Annotated in this window: 18 protein-coding genes; 15 read left to right on the top strand and 3 right to left on the bottom strand. The window is 69.0% G+C overall.

What is annotated here, in order from left to right; all coding sequences use genetic code 11:
• Window positions 1-31 precede the first annotated feature (31 nt).
• Window positions 32-493: a DUF3093 domain-containing protein gene (locus OG622_RS14085; RefSeq protein WP_371576279.1), complete on the bottom strand. Its 462-nt coding sequence runs from the start codon at window positions 491-493 to the stop codon at window positions 32-34.
• A 112-nt stretch (window positions 494-605) separates the two neighbouring features.
• On the opposite strand from OG622_RS14085, the gene OG622_RS14080 reads away from it, so the two are divergent.
• From OG622_RS14080 to OG622_RS14050, 7 genes are all read left to right on the top strand, one after another.
• Complete coding sequence (locus OG622_RS14080) at window positions 606-1,190, top strand: PaaI family thioesterase (RefSeq protein WP_371576277.1); 585 nt, start codon at window positions 606-608, stop codon at window positions 1,188-1,190.
• Entirely contained in the window at window positions 1,187-1,717 is a 531-nt protein-coding gene (gene dut / locus OG622_RS14075; RefSeq protein WP_371576275.1) for a dUTP diphosphatase, read from the top strand. The genes OG622_RS14080 and dut overlap by 4 nt, the downstream gene beginning before the upstream one ends.
• Window position 1,718: 1 nt before the next feature.
• Window positions 1,719-2,498, top strand: coding sequence for a DUF3710 domain-containing protein (locus tag OG622_RS14070; RefSeq protein WP_371576273.1), 780 nt, complete (start codon window positions 1,719-1,721; stop codon window positions 2,496-2,498).
• 237 nt (window positions 2,499-2,735) lie between these two features.
• Window positions 2,736-5,483 (top strand): ATP-binding protein, encoded by a 2,748-nt coding sequence (locus OG622_RS14065; protein ID WP_371576271.1) that lies wholly within the window; start codon window positions 2,736-2,738, stop codon window positions 5,481-5,483.
• Window positions 5,480-6,163, top strand: coding sequence for a response regulator (locus tag OG622_RS14060; RefSeq protein WP_371576269.1), 684 nt, complete (start codon window positions 5,480-5,482; stop codon window positions 6,161-6,163). Before OG622_RS14065 ends, OG622_RS14060 begins: the two co-directional genes overlap by 4 nt.
• A gap of 42 nt (window positions 6,164-6,205) precedes the next feature.
• Entirely contained in the window at window positions 6,206-6,604 is a 399-nt protein-coding gene (locus OG622_RS14055) for an OB-fold nucleic acid binding domain-containing protein (RefSeq protein WP_371576267.1), read from the top strand.
• A gap of 3 nt (window positions 6,605-6,607) precedes the next feature.
• Complete coding sequence (locus tag OG622_RS14050; RefSeq protein ID WP_371576265.1) at window positions 6,608-7,366, top strand: DUF3159 domain-containing protein; 759 nt, start codon at window positions 6,608-6,610, stop codon at window positions 7,364-7,366.
• 167 nt (window positions 7,367-7,533) lie between these two features.
• Here OG622_RS14050 and OG622_RS14045 read toward each other — a convergent pair whose 3' ends face one another.
• Together OG622_RS14045 and OG622_RS14040 are read right to left on the bottom strand one after the other, a co-directional pair.
• The gene (locus tag OG622_RS14045; RefSeq protein WP_371576263.1) at window positions 7,534-8,211 is read right to left on the bottom strand and encodes a TrkA family potassium uptake protein; all 678 of its coding nucleotides are present in this window, start codon (window positions 8,209-8,211) and stop codon (window positions 7,534-7,536) included.
• The gene (locus OG622_RS14040) at window positions 8,211-8,882 is read right to left on the bottom strand and encodes an NAD-binding protein (RefSeq protein WP_371576262.1); all 672 of its coding nucleotides are present in this window, start codon (window positions 8,880-8,882) and stop codon (window positions 8,211-8,213) included. Before OG622_RS14040 ends, OG622_RS14045 begins: the two co-directional genes overlap by 1 nt.
• A 248-nt stretch (window positions 8,883-9,130) precedes the next feature.
• On the opposite strand from OG622_RS14040, the gene OG622_RS14035 reads away from it, so the two are divergent.
• The 8 genes from OG622_RS14035 to OG622_RS14000 all read left to right on the top strand — a co-directional run bounded on the left by OG622_RS14035 (window position 9,131) and on the right by OG622_RS14000 (window position 19,642).
• Window positions 9,131-9,259 (top strand): hypothetical protein, encoded by a 129-nt coding sequence (locus OG622_RS14035; protein ID WP_371576260.1) that lies wholly within the window; start codon window positions 9,131-9,133, stop codon window positions 9,257-9,259.
• 104 nt (window positions 9,260-9,363) lie between these two features.
• Window positions 9,364-11,448, top strand: coding sequence for an APC family permease (locus tag OG622_RS14030; RefSeq protein WP_371576258.1), 2,085 nt, complete (start codon window positions 9,364-9,366; stop codon window positions 11,446-11,448).
• 133 nt (window positions 11,449-11,581) lie between these two features.
• On the top strand, window positions 11,582-12,910 hold the full coding sequence (locus OG622_RS14025) for a class I SAM-dependent RNA methyltransferase (protein ID WP_371576256.1): 1,329 nt from the start codon (window positions 11,582-11,584) through the stop codon (window positions 12,908-12,910).
• A 223-nt stretch (window positions 12,911-13,133) separates the two neighbouring features.
• Entirely contained in the window at window positions 13,134-15,983 is a 2,850-nt protein-coding gene (locus OG622_RS14020) for a hypothetical protein (RefSeq protein WP_371576254.1), read from the top strand.
• Between the two features lie 468 nt (window positions 15,984-16,451).
• Window positions 16,452-16,946 (top strand): hypothetical protein, encoded by a 495-nt coding sequence (locus OG622_RS14015; RefSeq protein WP_059198621.1) that lies wholly within the window; start codon window positions 16,452-16,454, stop codon window positions 16,944-16,946.
• Between the two features lie 480 nt (window positions 16,947-17,426).
• On the top strand, window positions 17,427-18,056 hold the full coding sequence (locus OG622_RS14010; protein ID WP_371576252.1) for a tyrosine-type recombinase/integrase: 630 nt from the start codon (window positions 17,427-17,429) through the stop codon (window positions 18,054-18,056).
• A gap of 230 nt (window positions 18,057-18,286) precedes the next feature.
• On the top strand, window positions 18,287-18,493 hold the full coding sequence (locus OG622_RS14005) for a helix-turn-helix domain-containing protein (RefSeq protein WP_210525259.1): 207 nt from the start codon (window positions 18,287-18,289) through the stop codon (window positions 18,491-18,493).
• A gap of 60 nt (window positions 18,494-18,553) precedes the next feature.
• A complete protein-coding gene (locus OG622_RS14000) occupies window positions 18,554-19,642 on the top strand; it encodes a tyrosine-type recombinase/integrase (protein WP_371576250.1) in 1,089 nt (362 codons plus the stop codon).
• Window positions 19,643-19,647: the final 5 nt, after the last annotated feature.

Genomic DNA, 19,647 nt, shown 5'->3' with positions numbered 1-19,647 from the left:
GAGCCGTTCCGCAGCCGAGTGGCGAACCGGGCTACGCCGCTGTCCTCGCCGCCTCCAGGGCGGCCACCAGACGCTCCGGTTCCCTCGTCGACAGGTACGCGTACGGGGTCGGGTCGGCCGGATCGGTGATCGGGATGCGGAGCGCGGTGGGGATGTAGGCGCGCAGGAGCATGAAGGCGTGGGGATTGGCCTTGTACGTGCGCCAGGCCTGGGCCTCCTCGCGGTCGAGGATCTCCGGCTCGCCCAGGGCGCTCACCGGGATCTTCGCCTCGCCCGCGATCAGCGAGTCGCCGACGACGCGGATCCGGACCGAGCCGTAGGAACTGGCGACGACCGCCGCGACCGCGGTGCCGCCGACGAGCCCGCCCAGCAGGGGGAGCGTGCCGAAGGGCAGCAGGATGAGGGCCATCGAGACGCCGACCAGGAAGCAGACGAGCCACCAGGTGCGGGGAGCGGTGAGGCGTTCTTCGTACGGCGGGGCGGAGAGCTGCATGGCGTCAAGCTTGGCACGGGGGCCCTCCGGCCCCGGAATAGGGGCGTCCGAGGGTAAACCCTGCCCGTAGGGGCGGTGGCCGGACGCTGACGGACGGGTAAGGTCTGCGCCTGTGAGAGGTACTTCCGCGGCCCTGCGACCCCCGGCGGACGCCACGGCGCCCGTACGGCATCCCGAGGCGCCCGCTCCCGGTGAGTTGCTCGGCGCGCACTACGGGCAGTGTTTCGGCTGCGGTGGTGAACAGCCCCACGGGCTGCATCTGGAGGCGAGGGCCGGCGAGGGTGTCACGCTCACCGCCGAATTCACCGTGCGGCCCGCGCACCAGGGGGCCCCGGGCCTCGCGCACGGCGGAGTTCTGGCCAGCGCTCTCGACGAGACCCTCGGCTCCCTCACCTGGCTGCTGCGCACCATCGCCGTGACCGGGCGGCTGGAGACCGATTTCCTGCGGCCCGTCCCCGTCGACACCGTGCTGCATCTCCGGGCCGAGGCGACGGCGGTGGCCGGGAGGAAGATCTTCGCGACCGCCGAGGGACGCATCGGCGGCCCCGACGGCCCGCTGGCCGTTCGCGCCGACGCCCTCTTCGTCGAGGTCAAGGTCGACCACTTCATCGACCACGGCCGGGACGAGGAGATCCAGGCGGCCATGAAGGACCCGGACCAGATCCGGCGGGCCCGCGCCTTCGAGGTGAACCCGTGAGCGGCGACCGTACCCCTCTCGACGTCCTGGTCCGGCGCGTCGACCCCGACGTGCCGCTGCCGGAGTACGCGCGGCCCGGTGACGCGGGAGCCGATCTGCGGACCACGGAGAGCCGGGAGTTGAAGCCCGGTGAACGGGCCGTACTTCCCACGGGAGTGTCCATCGCGCTCCCGGAGGGGTACGCGGCCTTCGTACACCCACGGTCCGGCCTCGCCGCCCGCTGCGGCGTGGCCCTGGTGAATGCCCCGGGGACGGTTGATGCCGGGTACCGTGGGGAGATCAAGGTGATCGTGGTGAATCTCGACCCGCATGAAGCCGTGCGGTTCGAACGCTTCGACCGGATTGCCCAACTGGTCGTCCAGCAGGTCGAGAAGGTGCGCTTCCAGGAGGTGGCGGAGCTTCCCGACTCGGCGCGGGCCGAGGGGGGCTTCGGGTCCACCGGCGGTCATGCCGCCGTGGGCGGACCATGGGTGGCAACGGGTGGGAATCGATACGCATCGGTCGTATCCGACCGGGAAGGACAGTGACGTGTTCGGACGTCGCAAGAAGAAGGGTTCCGCCGAGGACGCGGCGGACGCGGCGAGCGAGGCCGAGCAGGTCGACGGCGTCGCTGGGGACGCCGACACTGAGGCGGACGAGGTCGCGCGCGAGCGCGTACGGCTCGAGCCCGAGCCCCGGCCCGACGGGCCGTGGGACAGCACCGAGGTGCGCGAGCCCGGCGAGGGCCGGGTGGACCTCGGCGGCGTCTTCGTGCCCGGAGTCGACGGCATGGAGCTGCGGGTCGAGGTCGCGGGCGACGCGATCGTCGCGGCGACCGTCGTGCTCCGCGACAGCGCGGTACAGCTGCAGGCCTTCGCGGCGCCCAAGCGCGAGGGCATCTGGGGCGAGGTCCGCGAGGAGATCGCCTCCGGCATCACCCAGCAGGGCGGTGTCATCGACGAGGTCGAGGGCCCCCTCGGCTGGGAGCTGCGCGCGCAGGTACCGGTGCAGCTGCCGGACGGCACGGGTGGCTTCCAGGTGGTCCGGTTCGTCGGTGTGGACGGGCCCCGCTGGTTCCTGCGCGGGGTGATCTCCGGCCGTGGCGCGGTGGAGCCGCAGACCGCCGGGCTGCTGGAGCAGATCTTCCGGGACACGGTCGTCGTCCGCGGGGAGGGTCCCATGGCTCCGCGCGACCCGATCGTCCTCAAGCTGCCGAACGACGCGCAGATGGTGCCCGAGGGTGTCCAGCAGGACGAGCAGGCCGGTTCCCGCTTCTCCGGCGGCATGGGGCAGCTGCAGCGTGGGCCGGAGATCACCGAGGTTCGCTGAACGCTCCGGGAGCTGGTCGCGCGGCTCCCCGCGCCCCTGACCGGGCGCATGTACATGGGCCGTACCCCTGCGGGGTGCGGCCCTTTGTCATGTTCGCTGTCATGTCGGCTCTTCGCCCGGGGCGCGTCAGGGTTGTGTCAAAGAGCGGCTCCGGTCCGCCCAGTGTCCCGTTTGCCGTGATTATTGGCCGTAGGGTCGACGCTGCGTAGGCGGCGGTCACGGGAAGACAATGGGGCCATGGGACGCGGGAAGCTTCGGATCTATCTCGGTGCGGCACCGGGCGTCGGCAAGACGTACGCGATGCTGTCCGAAGCGCACCGCCGGATCGAACGCGGCACCGACTGCGTGGTGGCCTTCGTGGAGCACCACGGCCGCTCCCGCACCGAGGTGATGCTGCACGGTCTCGACCGGATCCCACGTCGGGAGCTGGCGTACCGGGACGCGGTCTTCACGGAGATGGACGTGGACGCCGTCCTCGCCAGGCGGCCCCGGGTCGCCCTCGTGGACGAGCTGGCCCACACCAATGTGCCCGGCTCCCGCAACGACAAGCGCTGGCAGGACGTCCAGGAACTGCTCGCGGCCGGTATCGACGTGATATCGACGGTCAACATCCAGCACCTTGAGTCGCTCGGTGATGTCGTCGAGTCGATAACGGGTGTACGGCAGCGCGAGACGGTTCCCGACGAGGTGGTCCGGCGGGCCGACCAGATAGAGCTGGTCGACATGTCGCCCCAGGCGCTGCGGCGGCGGATGGCGCACGGCAACGTCTACCAGCCCGACAAGGTCGACGCCGCCCTGTCGAACTACTTCCGGCCCGGGAACCTGACCGCGCTTCGGGAGTTGGCACTGCTGTGGGTGGCGGACCGGGTCGACGAGTACCTGAACGCGTACCGCAGTGAGCACCAGGTGTCGAGGATCTGGGGCTCGCGCGAGCGGATCGTGGTCGGGCTGACCGGCGGCCCCGAGGGGCGGACGCTGATCCGGCGGGCCGCCCGGCTCGCCGAGAAGGGCGCCGGCGGCGAGGTCATGGCCGTGTACATCGCCCGCAGCGACGGGCTGACCGCCGCCTCGCCCAAGGAACTCGCCGTTCAGCGCACCCTGGTGGAGGACCTCGGCGGTACCTTCCACCACGTGGTCGGCGACGACATCCCGGCCGCGCTGCTGGCCTTCGCGCGCGGGGTCAACGCCACCCAGATCGTGCTCGGCGTCTCGCGGCGCAAGAGCTGGCAGTACGTGTTCGGGCCGGGCGTCGGCGCGACCGTCGCCCGGGACTCCGGGCCCGACCTCGACGTCCACCTGATCACCCACGGCGAGGCGGGCAAGGGGCGCGGGCTGCCCGTCGCCCGGGGCGCGCGGCTCGGCCGCGCCCGGATGATCTGGGGCTGGCTGGCCGGGACGGCCGGACCGCCGCTGCTCGCGCTGCTGCTGGCCAACTTCGAGACCGACCTGGGTCTCGCCAACGACATGCTGCTGTTCCTGTCGGTGACGGTGGCCGCGGCCCTGCTGGGCGGTCTGCTGCCCGCCCTGGCCGCCGCCGTGCTGGGCTCGCTGCTGCTCAACTGGTTCTTCACACCGCCGGTGCACACCCTGACGGTCGACGACCCGACGAACATCGTCGCCATCGTGGTCTTCATAGGGGTCGCGGTGTCCGTGGCGTCCGTGGTGGATCTCGCGGCCCGGCGCACCCACCAGGCGGCCAGGCTGCGCGCCGAGTCGGAGATCCTGTCCTTCCTCGCGGGCAGCGTGCTGCGCGGGGAGACCAGCCTGGAGGCGCTGCTCGAACGGGTCCGCGAGACCTTCGGGATGGAGTCGGTGGCCCTGCTGGAGCGCGGGAGCGAGGTGGACCCGTGGACCTGCGCCGGCAGCGTCGGACCCCGCCAGGTGGACCGCCCGGAGGACGCGGACGTGGACATGCCGGTCGGCGACCACATGGCGCTCGCCCTCTCCGGGCGCGTCCTGCCCGCAGAGGACCGCCGGGTGCTCGCCGCGTTCGCCGCCCAGGCCGCCGTCGTACTGGACCGCCGACGCCTCCAGCAGGAGGCCGACCAGGCCAAGGAGCTGGCCGAGGGCAACCGCATCCGCACCGCGCTACTCGCCGCCGTCAGCCACGATCTGCGCACCCCGCTGGCCGGCATCAAGGCCGCCGTGTCGTCCCTGCGCTCCGACGACGTGGCCTGGTCGCGGGAGGACGAGGCCGAACTGCTCGAAGGGATCGAGGGGGGCGCCGACCGGCTCGACCACCTCGTGGGCAACCTCCTCGACATGTCCCGTCTGCAGACCGGCACGGTCACCACACTGATCCGCGAGATCGACCTCGACGAGGTGGTCCCGATGGCCCTGGTCGGCGTCCCCGAGGGCAGCGTCGGACTGGAGATCCCCGAGAGCCTGCCCATGGTCGCCGTCGACCCCGGGCTGCTGGAGCGCGCGGTCGCCAACATCGTCGAGAACGCCGTCAAGTACAGCCCGCCCGGTACACCCGCCCAGGTCTCCGCCAGCGCCCTCGGCGGCCGTGTCGAGGTCCGCGTCACCGACCGGGGCCCCGGCGTCCCCGACGAGGCCAAGGACCGCATCTTCGCCCCCTTCCAGCGCCACGGCGACGCCCCGCGCGGGACCGGCGTGGGGCTGGGGCTCGCGGTGGCCCGCGGCTTCGCCGAGGCCATGGGCGGCACGCTCGACGCCGAGGACACCCCGGGCGGAGGACTCACCATGGTGCTCACGGTCCGGGCCGCGGAGAGCGGCTCAGGCACCGCCACGGGCCCCTCGCCGGGCGCGGCACCCCCGGCGGACACGGCCCCGTCGACAGGGCCGTCCTCTCCGGCAGGTACGGCCGCGTCGCCGGTTTCGGCCGCGTCGGCGGTCTCGGCCCCCGCGACAGGCACAGGCCGGCCGTCGGCAGGCACGGCCGCGTCGGCGGACGTCACCGGGTCGACAGGCAGGGGCGCCCCGGTGGACACGGCCACATCGGCAGAGAGGCGAACCACATGACCCGGGTGCTCGTGGTCGACGACGAGCCGCAGATCGTCCGCGCGCTCGTGATCAACCTGAAGGCCCGCAAGTACGAGGTCGACGCGGCCCACGACGGCGCGACCGCCCTGGAACTCGCCGCCGCCCGCCACCCCGACGTCGTCGTGCTCGACCTGGGGCTGCCCGACATGGACGGCGTCGAGGTGATCAGGGGGCTGCGCGGCTGGACCCGGGTCCCGATCCTGGTCCTGTCGGCCCGCCACTCCTCCGACGAGAAGGTCGAAGCCCTCGACGCCGGCGCCGACGACTACGTCACCAAGCCCTTCGGCATGGACGAACTGCTCGCCCGGCTGCGCGCCGCCGTCCGCCGTGCCGAGCCCGTCGCGGGCGAGGAGGGCGACGTGATCGTGGAGACCGACGACTTCACCGTGGACCTGGCCGCGAAGAAGGTGAACCGGGACGGCAGGGACGTCCGGCTGACCCCCACCGAGTGGCACCTCCTGGAGGTGCTGGTCCGCAACACCGGCCGCCTGGTCAGCCAGAGACAACTGCTCCAGGAGGTCTGGGGGCCGTCGTACGGGACGGAGACCAACTACCTCCGGGTCTACATGGCCCAGCTGCGGCGCAAGCTGGAGAGCGACCCCTCGCGGCCGAGGCACTTCATCACCGAGGCGGGGATGGGGTACCGCTTCGAGAAGTAGCCGGGGTGCGGCGCTGTCGGCGGGCCCCGGTACGCTTTTGTCATGAGTGCTGTTCCTCGTTCCGAGAAGCCGGCGGGCCGGTTCCGGCGCATGCTCGACCGGCTGTCCTCGTCCCAGACGGACCTGGAGTCGGAGGAGCTGCGCGAGGACGCGGACACCGCGGGCTGCACGCGCATATGTGACTGCCACGACCGACAGATAGTGACGGTTACTGGTACCTTGCGCACGGTCACGCTGCGCCCCCGGGCCGGTGTCCCGGCCCTGGAGGCCGAGCTGTTCGACGGTTCGGCCGCGCTGGACGTGGTGTGGCTGGGCAGGCACTCCATCATCGGCATAGAGCCGGGGCGCAAGCTGATCGCATCCGGCCGGATCTCGATGAGCCGGGGCCGTAGGGTGCTGTTCAATCCGAAGTACGAACTCAGACCCCTCGGACGGGAGTAGCCGGTGACGTCGCTCGACAAGCCGACGGAAGACGCCCAGCGCGGCGTCCAGGACGCACAGGGCGGACAGGACGGCTCGCAGGACTCCAAGGCGGTGACGGAGGCCGCGCTGTTCGAGGCGTTCGGTGGCGTGCGCGGCATGGTCGAGACCGTGCTCCCGGGCCTGCTCTTCGTCTCCATCTTCACGATCAACAAGGACCTGCACGCGTCGGCCCTCGCGGCCCTCGGTGTCTCCGTCCTGCTGGTCGTGGTGCGGCTCGTCATGAAGGACACCGTCAAGCACGCCTTCAGCGGTGTCTTCGGGGTCGCCTTCGGCGTGGTCTTCGCGATGATGACCGGCAACGCCAAGGACTTCTACCTGCCGGGCATGCTGTACACGCTGGTCCTCGGGCTCGCGTACATCATCACGACGCTGGCAGGCGTGCCGCTGATCGGCCTGATGCTCGGCCCGGTCTTCAAGGAGAACCTGTCCTGGCGCAAGCGGAACCCCGGCCGCAAGAAGGCGTACGCGAAGGCGAGTTACGCCTGGGGTGCGATCCTGCTCGCCAAGTGCGCGATCCTCTTCCCGCTCTACTGGTGGGCCGACACCACCCAGCTGGGCTGGGTGCTCATCGCTCTGAAGATCCCGCCGTTCCTGCTCGCGGTCTGGCTGACCTGGGTGTTCCTGGCGAAGGCGCCGGCGCCGATCGACGTGTTCGCCGAGATGGAGGCGGAAGAGCGCGCGGCGGAGGAGCGGAAGGCTGCCGCGCGGGCGGCCGACTAGCACCCGGTGTGGGCGCGGGCCTCCTTGGAGGCTGCGCCCCAGGCCCCCGCTTTCGGTTGGGACGGCCTCGTCCTCGATCGCCGGACGGGCCGGGTACGGAGACGGGCCAGGTACGGAAAGGGCGCCCCGAGTTCTCGGGGCGCCCTTTCGTCGTCGTAACCCGCGCGTCAGCTCGTCGCGTCCTCGCGGCGGACCGACAGGAGATCCTCCAGCTGTTCCTCGCGGGCCTGGGCGGCCACGAAGAGCAGCTCGTCGCCCGCCTCCAGGGAGTCCTCCGCCGTGGGGGTGAGAACCCGGGTACCGCGGATGATCGTGACCAGGGAGGTGTCCTCCGGCCACTCGACCTCGCCCACCTGCGTGCCGGCCAGGGCCGACTCGGGCGGCAGGGTCAGCTCGACCAGGTTCGCGTCGCCGTGGCTGAAACGCAGGAGCCGGACCAGGTCACCGACGCTGACGGCCTCCTCGACCAGGGCCGACATCAGCCGGGGGGTCGACACGGCCACGTCCACACCCCAGGACTCGTTGAAAAGCCACTCGTTCTTGGGGTTGTTGACACGGGCGACGACGCGCGGAACGCCGTACTCCGTCTTCGCCAGCAGGGAGACGACCAGGTTGACCTTGTCGTCGCCGGTCGCGGCGATGACGACGTTGCAGCGCTGGAGCGCCGCCTCGTCCAGGGACGTGATCTCGCAGGCGTCGGCCAGCAGCCACTCCGCCTGGGGGACGCGCTCGACCGAGATGGCGGTCGGCGCCTTGTCGATGAGCAGGATCTCGTGACCGTTCTCCAGCAGTTCGCCCGCGATCGAGCGACCGACCGCGCCGGCTCCGGCAATGGCGACCCTCATCAGTGACCGCCCTCATCGTCGGGGCCCTCGGCGAAGGACGCCTCGACCTTTTCCACGTCGTCCGTCCGCATCATCACGTGCACGAGGTCGCCCTCCTGCAGCACCGTCTGGGAGGTCGGCAGAACCGCCTCACCCAGGCGGGTGAGGAAGGCGACGCGGACGCCGGTCTCCTCCTGCATCCTGCTGATCTTGTGACCCACCCAGGCCGACGAGGCGTGCACCTCGGCGAGCTGGACACCGCCGGTGGGGTCGCGCCACAGCGGTTCCGCCCCGGAGGGCAGCAGCCGACGGAGCATCTGGTCGGCGGTCCAGCGGACCGTGGCGACCGTCGGGATGCCCAGGCGCTGGTAGACCTCGGCGCGGCGGGGGTCGTAGATCCGCGCCGCCACGTTCTCGATGCCGAACATCTCGCGGGCGACCCTGGCGGCGATGATGTTCGAGTTGTCACCGCTGGAGACGGCGGCGAACGCGCCAGCCTCCTCGATGCCCGCCTCACGCAGGGTGTCGCGGTCGAAGCCGACCCCGGTGACGCGTCGGCCGCCGAACCCCGAGCCCAGACGACGGAAGGCCGTGGGGTCCAGGTCGATCACGGCGACCGTGTGCCCCTGTTGCTCCAGGGTCTGGGCGAGGGTGGAACCCACTCGCCCGCAGCCCATGATGACGATGTGCACGACCGTCCTTCCGGTGTCAATAGCTACTGTTCAGCCGAAACGTCGAAAACAGGGTCTCAGACCGTCGCCCAAGCTACACACGTGCGGTCCACCGGGGGCACCCCCGTGCAGTCGCGGGTCACATTGTGGGACGACGTCGGCTGATCCGGCGGACGCTGATCCCCGTCAGGACGCCGAGTCCGACGAGGGAGACGAGAGCGCCGATCAGCTCCGCGGTCGCGGCCTGCATGGGGTCTCCAGAGGGTGAGGTGGACGAGAACGATACGAAAGTCGACGAGAACGTCACGGGAGTCGACGAGAACGTCACGGGATTCGTCATATACGAGATTCGTCATATAGACGTGAGGACGCCGCCCATCAGACCGGAGGATGCGTGACGTGACGCACTTCGCAGTCGACGTCGGACGGATTTCACCCCGGGGCCCGCCGGGATTTCACCCGGATGTGCCCAGAACCAGTCGGGGCGCTTACGATCCTCAGCGTGTCCAAACTGACCGACGTGCCCAAACGGATCCTGATCGGGCGCGCCCTGCGCAGCGACCGGCTGGGCGAAACGCTCCTGCCGAAGCGCATCGCACTCCCCGTCTTCGCCTCCGACCCGCTCTCGTCCGTGGCGTACGCACCCGGAGAGGTGCTGCTGGTCCTCTCCATCGCGGGCGTGTCGGCCTACCACTTCAGCCCCTGGATCGCCGTCGCGGTCGTCGTGCTGATGTTCACCGTCGTGGCGTCCTACCGGCAGAACGTGCACGCGTATCCGAGCGGCGGCGGCGACTACGAGGTGGCGAACACCAACCTCGGCCCCAAGGCCGGCCTCACCGTCGCCAGCGCGCTCCTCGTCGACTACGTCCTCACCGTCGCCGTGTCGATCTCCTCCGGTGTGGAGAACCTCGGCTCGGCCGTCCCCTTCGTCGTCGAGCACAAGGTGCTGTGCGCGATCGGCATCATCGTGCTGCTCACGCTGATGAACCTGCGCGGGGTGAAGGAGTCCGGGAAGCTCTTCGCGATCCCGACGTACGTCTTCGTCGTCGGCGTCTTCGTGATGATCGCCTGGGGCGCGTTCCGGGGCCTGATCCTCGACGAGACCATGAAGGCACCCACCGCGGGCCTGGAGATCAAGGCCGAGCACCAGGGTCTCGCCGGCTTCGCCCTGGTCTTCCTGCTGTTGCGCGCCTTCTCCTCCGGCTGTGCCGCGCTCACCGGCGTCGAGGCCATCTCCAACGGCGTCCCCGCCTTCCGCAAGCCCAAGTCGAAGAACGCGGCGACCACGCTCGCCGCGATGGGCCTGCTCGCGGTCACCATGTTCTGCGGCATCATCGTCCTCGCCATGGCCACCAAGGTGCGGATGGCCGAGAACCCGGCCGTCGACCTGCTGCGCGACGGCTCCCCGGTCGGTGACTCCTACGTCCAGAACCCGGTGATCTCCCAGGTCGCCGCCGCCGTCTTCGGTGACGGCACGTTCTTCTTCGTCGTGCTGGCCGCCGCGACCGCGCTGGTCCTCTTCCTGGCCGCGAACACCGCGTACAACGGCTTCCCGCTGCTCGGTTCGATCCTCGCGCAGGACCGCTACCTCCCGCGCCAGCTGCACACCCGCGGCGACCGGCTCGCCTTCTCCAACGGCATCGTGCTCCTCGCGGGCGCCGCCGTGCTCCTGGTGTGGATCTACGGCGCCGACTCCACGCGCCTGATCCAGCTGTACATCGTCGGGGTGTTCGTCTCCTTCACACTCAGCCAGACGGGCATGGTCCGGCACTGGAACCGCCATCTGCGCACCGAGAAGAACCCGGCCAAGCGCCGCCGCATGATCCGCTCCCGCGCGATCAACACCTTCGGTGCCTTCTTCACCGGGCTGGTCCTGATCGTCGTCCTGGGCACCAAGTTCACGCACGGCGCCTGGGTCGCGCTGCTCGGCATGGTGATCTTCTACGCGACGATGACGGCCATCCGTAAGCACTACGACCGGGTCGCCGCGGAGATTGCCGCGCCGGACGGCCCGAGCGACGACGTCGTCCGGCCGTCGAGGGTCCACTCTGTGGTGCTGATCTCCAGGATCCACCGCCCCACCCTGCGCGCCCTCGCCTACGCCAAGCTGATGCGCTCCCACACCCTGGAGGCGCTCAGCGTCAACGTCGACCCGGCCGAGACCAAGGCGCTCCAGGAGGAATGGACCCGGCGCGGCATCGACGTACCGCTGAAGGTCCTCGACTCGCCGTACCGCGAGGTCACCCGGCCGGTCATCGAGTACGTCAAGGGGCTGCGCAAGGAGTCCCCGCGCGACGCGGTGTCGGTGATCATCCCCGAGTACGTGGTCGGCCACTGGTACGAGCAGTTGCTGCACAACCAGAGCGCACTCCGGCTCAAGGGGCGGCTGCTCTTCACGCCGGGTGTCATGGTGACCTCCGTGCCCTACCAGCTGGAGTCCTCCGAGGTCGCCAAGCGACGGGCGCGCAAGCGGCAGGAGTGGAGCGCGCCGGGATCGGTTCGGCGTGGACCGGCGCAAGAGCGGCCGAAGGAGTCGTCCAAGACGTCCTCGGAGTCGTCGAAGGAGTCCTCGGGCAGCAAGGGCTGAGGTTCGGGCCCCCTGGGCCGAGCGCGGGCAGGCGCGGGTCGCCGCTCGTGGTCAACGGTCGGACGGCACCCACGTAGACTGGTGGGCTGTTGTCCGGCCGTTCCGCTTTTCTCTCTTCTGGAGTCACCCCACCATGCAGGAAGAACCCAAGACATCGCTGGTGGGAGAGGAGTACGAGGTCGAGGTCGGCCCCGTCGCCCACGGCGGCCACTGCGTCGCGCGTACGTCCGAGGGCCAGGTCCTCTTCGTCCGGCACGCGCTGCCCGGCGAGCGGGTCGTGGCCCGTGTGACCGACGGTGAGGAGGGCGCGCGCTTCCTGCGGGCGGACGCCGTCTCGGTCCTGTCGGCCTCCAAGGACCGCGTCGAGGCCCCCTGCCCCTACGCCGGCCCCGGCCGCTGCGGCGGCTGCGACTGGCAGCACGCCAAGCCGGGCGCACAGCGCCGCCTCAAGGGCGAGGTCGTCGCCGAACAGCTGAAGCGGCTTGCCGGCCTGACCCCGGAGGAGGCCGGCTGGGACGGCACGGTGATGCCGGCCGAGGGCGACAAGCTGCCGCCGGGCGAGGTGCCTCAGTGGCGTACGAGGGTGCAGTACGCGGTGGACGCGGACGGCAACGCCGGGCTGCGGCGCCACCGTTCGCACGAGGTCGAGCCGATCGAGCACTGCATGATCGCGGCGGCCGGCATCAGCGAGCTGGGCATCGAACAGCGCGACTGGGCCGGGATGGAGTCCGTCGACGCGATCGCCGCGACCGGATCCCAGGACCGCATGGTCATCCTGGAGCCGAAGCCGGGCGCCCGTCTGCCCCTGGTCGAGCTCGACAAGCCTGTCTCCGTCATGCGCGTCGAGGAGCACGACGGTGGCATCCACCGCGTCCACGGCCGCGCGTTCGTCCGCGAGCGCGCCGACGGCCGTACGTACCGGGTCGGCAGCGGCGGCTTCTGGCAGGTCCACCCGATGGCGGCGGAAACGCTGATGAAGGCGGTCATGCAGGGCCTGCTCCCGCGCAAGGGTGACATGGCCCTCGACCTCTACTGCGGCGTCGGCCTGTTCGCGGGCGCCCTCGCCGACCGCGTCGGCGACAAGGGTGCAGTCCTCGGCATCGAGTCCGGCAAGCGTGCCGTCGAGGACGCCCGGCACAACCTCGCCGCCTTCGACCGGGTCCGGATCGAACAGGGCAAGGTCGAGGCGGTGCTGCCGAAGACAGGTATTTCCGAGGTCGACCTGATCGTCCTGGATCCGCCGCGGGCCGGGGCGGGCAAGAAGACCGTCCAGCACATGTCGTCGCTGGGGGCGCGCCGGATCGCGTACGTGGCCTGCGACCCGGCCGCGCTGGCGCGGGATCTGGGGTACTTCAAGGAGGGTGGATATCGGGTGCGGACGCTGCGGGCGTTCGATCTGTTTCCGATGACGCACCATGTGGAGTGCGTTGCCATCCTTGAGCCGGTGGCAAAGGGCTCCTGACCTGGGGTTTTGTGCGTGCGCATTATGTGCGGTGTGGGCGTTACGGGCGATATCTTGACGCTGAAGTGACGCTCGTGACGCTCATTTGACGCTCGTTCTGATGGACTGTCAGGCGTGTTGCTGGGCTGGTCAAGCCACGTGAATCGGCGTGGTCGCAGAGGCCCGGCCGGGGAAAAAGTTCCGTTGGGCGGTCGGGAGATAGCCGCAGCGGCATCATGGCGGGGTGGATTACAACCTCAGCGGGCTGAGCACCCGGGAGTTCGAGCACGTGTCGCAGGCCCTGGCCCAGGAGATCCTCGGGCCGGGCGTCTCCGCCTTCGGGGACGGCAAGGACGGCGGGCGTGAGGCAACGTTCGAGGGGCGGGTGCCCTATCCGAGCGAGCTTGAGGCATGGGACGGCTACGGGGTCGTGCAGGCCAAGTTCCGGCAGCGCACGGATCAACAGCCCCAGGATGCTGTCTCGTGGCTGAAGGGGCAGGTCAAAGAGGAATTCGAAGCGTGGCTGAGCCCGACTTCGAAGCGGGAGCGGCTGCCCGAGTATCTGATCTTCACCACCAATGTGATCCTGACTCCCGTGCCGGGCAGCGGAGGCATTGCTCGGATTGAGCAATTCGTGTCCACGTATGCGGCACGCCTTGGGCTCAAGGGCTGGGCGGTGTGGCACCACGACCAGCTGTGCCGCTACCTGGATCGGTACGACTCCATCCGCCGTACCTACGCCGGTGCCGTCACCTCCGGTGACGTCCTCGCACATTTGCTCGACGCCGTGTCCGCCGGACACAAGCCCAGGTCAGATGCCCTCACTGATGCAGCCCGTGCCTCGCAGCACCGCCGTGAGGCACGACTGAGCCTTGTGCCCGAGGAGCGTGCCGATGCCGTTCTGGACTGGGCTGACAAGTCCTCACTGCCGGTGGTGACTGTCCCCGTCGGCACTCTGGCGGTTCTGGTCGCGCCCATGGGAGCCGGCAAGAGTGAGGAAGCCGAGAGTTGGTTGCGGGAAGGGCTCCGCGAGGCAGCGGGTGACCCCGATGTCGTGATCCCTGTATGGGTGGATGCGGGCAAGGCCGTTCCAGATCTGCTGGATGCCATCACACGCGCGGGCGGCGAGCCGGCGAGTGGACTCGGACGTATCGTGATCGACGATCTCGATCGGATCTCACCCGAGCAGGTTGCACAGCTCCTGTACGAGGCCAGGCTCTTGCTGGCCGCCCACCCGACCGCCCGGATTCTCGCCACGTGCAGACCTGGAATCGAGCTGGGCAGGGCTGTGGTGCACGAGGTCGCCCCGTGGTCAGTGCGGAGAGGCGCGGAACTTCTGGACCTTGTGATCGGCGACGACGCGCGCATGCTTTTCGAAGAGCGAGAAGTACAGGACCTGCTGACCAGCCCCCTTCAAGCCCTGTCCGTCGCCTCCCGCCTCCTGGCCGGTGAAGACGCACGGGTGTCCAGCCTGGAGCTGCTGTCCGGTCTGGCCGCGTCCGTCATCAAAGGACGGCGCAAGGGTTCCCCAACCTCACAGACCTGGGACCGCCTTGCTCGTCTCGCCGTACACGTCCTGAATGCCGGCGGTTCAGTCCCCGCTCAGCACTTCGGGCATGAAGCCGAGGTGTGGGAGCTGACCGACACCGGTCTGGTCGTCCAGGAAGCTGCGGGCCTCCGCTTCGCCCTGCCTGTCTTCGAGCAGCACTTCGGCGCCCAGGCCCTGCGCAAGGGCTCCGTACTGCCGGAGGAGATCGTCACTGCCGACGCTTTCCCCCGGTGGCGCTACGCGATCGCGTTCGCCGTGAGCGCGAGTGCCCCGGACGAAGCGGAGAACCTTATGCTCCGCCTTGCTCGGGCCAACCCTGCGGCCGCTTCCTGGACGTTCGACGAGATCGCCCGGGGCAAGAAGCAACACCATGGCATGCGCGAGGCTGAAGACAGGGCCAGGACCGCCATCGCCCGACTGGGCCGGGCGGACGACGAACTCCGAACCGCTGAAATCGCAGGCACTTGGCTGCGGGAGGCGCTCGAGGCCCTTGTTGAGGGTTTCGGTCCGCTGAGCGGCTCGCTTGTTGATATGCGGGATGGACGGCTGCCTCGGTGGGGAGTGTGGGCGAAGGAGGGCTGGCTGGCCATCTCTCCGTCGAGATACTCCTCCGAGCCGCCCGCGGTGACTCCACTGGCCTCACACCCGTCGAACCGTGAAGACCCCGAATGGCGATGGTGGAGTCAGCACCTCTTTCCCGGAGATCCGCTGGGCAGGTGGGAGTGGGCCCGCGGTCGGATCCGCGAGCCCCTTGAGCGTGTAGTCCGACGTGGTGCTCTTCTGGTGCCGCCGGATTCTCCGTTGGCCCATGAGCGGCTGTGGCACCTTGCGCAGCGACTCCGCCAGGGAAACGTGCCCCGCGATGGCGTCTCTGTGCCTGAAGTGCGCCGGCGAGTCGAGGCGATGATGGAGCACGTGCGGACATCCGTGCGGTACACCCATCAAGTTGCTGGCTACACCTACGACTCGGCGGACATCCGGTGGATGCACTCCCAGCTGGCCGGTGTTACCGACGAGGTGCTGCGCAGACCGTACGGCGAACCGGATCAGGAAATCCCGCGGCGTGGACGGATGTGGCAGGGGTACTCCCCGTTGCTGACGCTGAGGATCACCAGACAGATTCTGCGAGACGCCCTCATCGGCTACCGACAGCTGGTCGAACTGAACTTCCCGTCCCTCGCCCCTGCGCTGGGCCTGTACAGCGCCCTGCCCGTGAGCGCCGAAGGCATGGTGGTCATGCCGGAGGACGACACGGACGGGTCGCACAGCGGCTTGATCCATACCCTCCGTCCCAAGGCCGCAGGGCGCCGCAATGACCCACCTGAGGTGGACCTGGACCTGTGGACCGAGCCGGGGTTCGGCCCTACCTCGCCGTTCCCCGGTGGGCCGGTCGGTTCCAAGACGAACTTCCATCGGCCCTACTACGTAGATCGCGAACTGTCCACTGGCTCATCCCGCCCGGCGACTGAGCTTGCCTATGAGTGGCTCGTCCGTGACTTGAAGGCGGTTGGCTGGCTGGGTGTGCACGTCCAGCTCTCTTTATGAAGGCGTCGTCAAGGTGTCAGGGAGGGCGAACGGCCAGGCACGCCGTCCAGCTTCCGTAGTGGGTGATTTCTGAGCCGGATGCCGTCGTTGCGGAGTGAGTGGGCACTGGCAATGCACCAGATCGCGAAGCAACTACAGTGTTGGCTCCGCTCCGGCGAGTTGAGACCCCACCGTCCACATGTAGTCGCGGCTGTGTGTGTGAGGATCGGCCGTTGTCGCAGTTTCGAACGCTCTGGGGGCGTACGGAAGTGCCACGGGCGCAGAGCGACGGCTTCCTCTTGCATCGGGAGCGGTCGATAGGCGGCCTTTTCCGTTGCATTTCGGCCAAGTTGAGGAGAGCGTCTGCGGACGTTGCCGGACGTCCACGGACTGGCGCGAACACAGTGAGAACTACTGAGACAGAGTGGGACTGGCCTGGTTTGATCCACGGAGAGTTACCTACTTCGCTCGGCGGGTCACACTGCATTCATGGCGAGCTTCCAGCAGCGGAAAGCGATAGGCGATGCGCACGAGCGGCACGTCGCCGAGCAACTCATCGGGCGAGGATGGGAAGTGGATTTCTGGGGGCAGGGTCTACTGAGCCGGGCGCTCCAATGCGCGCTCCGGAGAACGGACAGCTCCATTCGCTGGTTTCCGGATCTCATTGCGGCGAAGGCACGGGACCTGGTGCTGATCGACTGTAAGGGTGGGATGACCAGCCAGCGAACAGGGCGTCATGCCGTTGAACGCTCAGCAGTTCTGGCGCACTTGCAGCTCATTGCCTGGACCAGTCTCCCGGTCTACTACGTGTTCGATGGGCTCGACGTGTGGGCGCCACATGATGTCCTCATCGCGGGGCAGCAAGGGCCGCACAGCGTTGTCGGCTCCGGGGCCCCGTACTTTCTGATTTCTACGCAAGGAGCCCGCCGCTTCGACGACCTGTTCGGCGGACGGGATCTTCCAGAGTTGGGCATTGCCTCGTAGGGGTCCTCCCGCGTGTCTACGAGGCTGCTGGACGGCTCTCTTGCACGAAACTTCGAGTCCCTGTCGGCGTCGGCTGAGCGTTCGGCCGTCGTCGAGACCAGTGATTGCTGGCTGCCACCGCTGACAACAGGGCAGGCGCTTAGAAGAAGCCTGCTCTGTTCTCTGGCGTCGACCGCCAGGCGAGCGCGCCGGTAGCGGCGCTCCTGCGTGATGCTGGGGCGTTCTGATTCGCCGACGGCAGACACATTGAGGGTGCAACGGACTGGAATGACGCGGCGAAGCAAGCAAACCTAGAGCGGTCCGGAGAAGCGCGGCTACGCCCTGCTGTTCCGCATGCGCCTGGATGCCGTGAGCGCTGTGTCGGGCGAAACATAGCCGACGATCGCCGGTTAGCCAAACCGGCGATTCCGCAGACCATTGAACCTGTCGCGCTGATCCCGGCGTGACGCATTCTGTTGTTTCCCCGAGGAGTTCAGAGCTATGTATGTCGAGGTCATGGACGAGGAATGGTTGTATTCCGAGGAGCAGGTTCGATCGCTGCTCGAGTGGATGCGCGGGCATGCGGGTGCCCATCGCTCGGTGCACCCCTTCATGCGCATCGTGGCCGAGCAGGCTCTGCGACCGGGTGAGGCTCGCGCCCTGCGAGTGAGCGACGTGGTGCTCCCGGAGGGCGACCTGGGTAAGTTGACAGCCCGTCACAAAGGTGTGGCAAGGGAAATTCCGCTCCAGCCGCAGGCCGTGGAGTTCCTGCGTGGGTGGATCAGCGACGCTGGTCTACAGGAGGACGACCTGCTCTTTCCCGGTATGGGAGGTGGGGCGCTCTCGCCTTCCGTCTACAAGCGGGTCTGGGAGCAGGCCCAGCAGGCCGTCCTTTCGCGGGACGAGCTGTACTCGTGGCGTCTGGGGGAGCCGATCTCGATTCTCCGTGAGTCCTGCCTGGTGAAGTGGCTGAGGATGGGCATCTCGTCCTTCGCAGTTGCCGAGTGGGCCGGTGTCACCCCGAACTGGCTGGGGTTGCGCTACCAGCACTGCTTCCGCACCGAGAAGGTCAAAATCGACTGGGACCGTCTGGCCGAAGCCACGGCTCTTCCGGATTTGCCCAGGTCGTGATTCTTGCACCGCGCTCTGGCGCACAGCCAGAGCGCGGACGCCACCTGGTCATTCTCTCCTGCGCTGGCGGGCCTCGCCTGACGGAGTCGCACGTGATCAGCTCCTTTGCGCGGAGATTCTCCGTGACGTGATCCCACTGCCTGACAGGGCCGGTTGACCGCCTTGCAACGGCCGATACCCCGGTGCTGACTCCCCGGCCCCAGCCCATCCCCACCTCGAGGTTCTCCTCCATGCCTGCACGCCTGCTGTCCATTCCCGCCGTCGCCGCCGCCTTGGACGTCGACCGCCGCACCGTCTACCGCTTCATCGCTGCCGGCGACCTGCCTGTCGTCGACCTCCGTACCGGACCAGGCCGGTCCCGTGTACGGGTCCCCGCGGACGGCCTCGATGAGTTCATCAGCCGCCGCGCCGTCGTCTCGCCGGCCGCCCGCCGCTGACCCGGGCCATCCCGGCCTCGTCACCGTTGAACAAGGAGTAGCGCCTCGTACATCCGCAAGTTGAAGTCCGGCAAGTGGCAGGCGACCGTACGCAACCGGGCAGGAGACCGGTTCAGCGAGTCGTTTCCCCTCAAGGCCCAGGCGCGCGCCTGGGGAATCGAGACGGAGACCCAGTTCGCCCGCGGGGGGCTGCGCGATCCGCGGGTCGGTGAAATGGCGTTTCGCGACTGGCATGACCGGTGGTGGAACGCTCGCATCGTCGAGCCCCACACGTTGCGCGGCGACGCCTACAGCATCAAGAACCATGTCCTGCCCCACTGGGCCGACTGGGAGATGCGGGCGATCACCCGCATGGACGTCCAGAGCTGGATCCGCTCCCTGGTCGAGAAGGGCGCGGGAGCCGCCGCGATCAAGCGGGCCTACAACCTGACGTCCTCCATCATGCGCGCGGCGGTCGACGACGACGTGATCGCGGTGAGCCCCTGCCGCAGCATCGACCTGCCCCAGATCGCGGTCAAGCCGCCGCAGTGGTTCACCCTCGACCAGGCACAGAGCATCCTGGACGAACTCCCCGCCGCGTGGCGGACGATGTGCCTGCTTGGCTTCTACACCGGACTGCGCTGGGGTGAACTCTCCGGCCTGCACCGCCACCGCATCGACCAGCGCCGCTCGCGCCTGTTCGTGGTGGAGGTCAACACCAAGAGCGGCATCAAGGAGTACCCCAAGAGCTCCAAGAGCCGCCGGGAAGTCCCACTCCCGCCCCACGTCCTTGAGGTCGTCGAACGCCACATCCACCGGCTCGACCGGGACGCCGTGGTCTTCACCACCCTCACGAAGGGTCGGGCCGGACGCCTCCTCGACGACGGCAACTGGCGCCGGCAGACCTGGTGGCCAACCGTCGAAGCCGCCCGCTACTTCGACACCGACGGCGAGCAACAGCTCGTTCCGCGCTACCCGCCTCACTCCATGCGCCACACCTGCGCCTCGTGGCTGGTCCAGAAGGGAGTCTCGCTCTACGAGGTCCAGCACCTCCTCGGCCACGAGAGCTTCCAGACCACCCAGCGCTACGCCCACCTGCAGCCGGACGCGCACAAGGCCGTCCTTGGTGCCTGGGAACGCTTGGACGCGCCGTTGACCATCGCCACATAAACGTT

It is taken from the genome of Streptomyces sp. NBC_01314, from assembly GCF_041435215.1.
GTDB lineage: Bacteria > Actinomycetota > Actinomycetes > Streptomycetales > Streptomycetaceae > Streptomyces.
The sequence above is the reverse complement of the archived record's forward strand: the minus strand, read 5'-3'. Positions and strand labels throughout refer to the sequence as shown.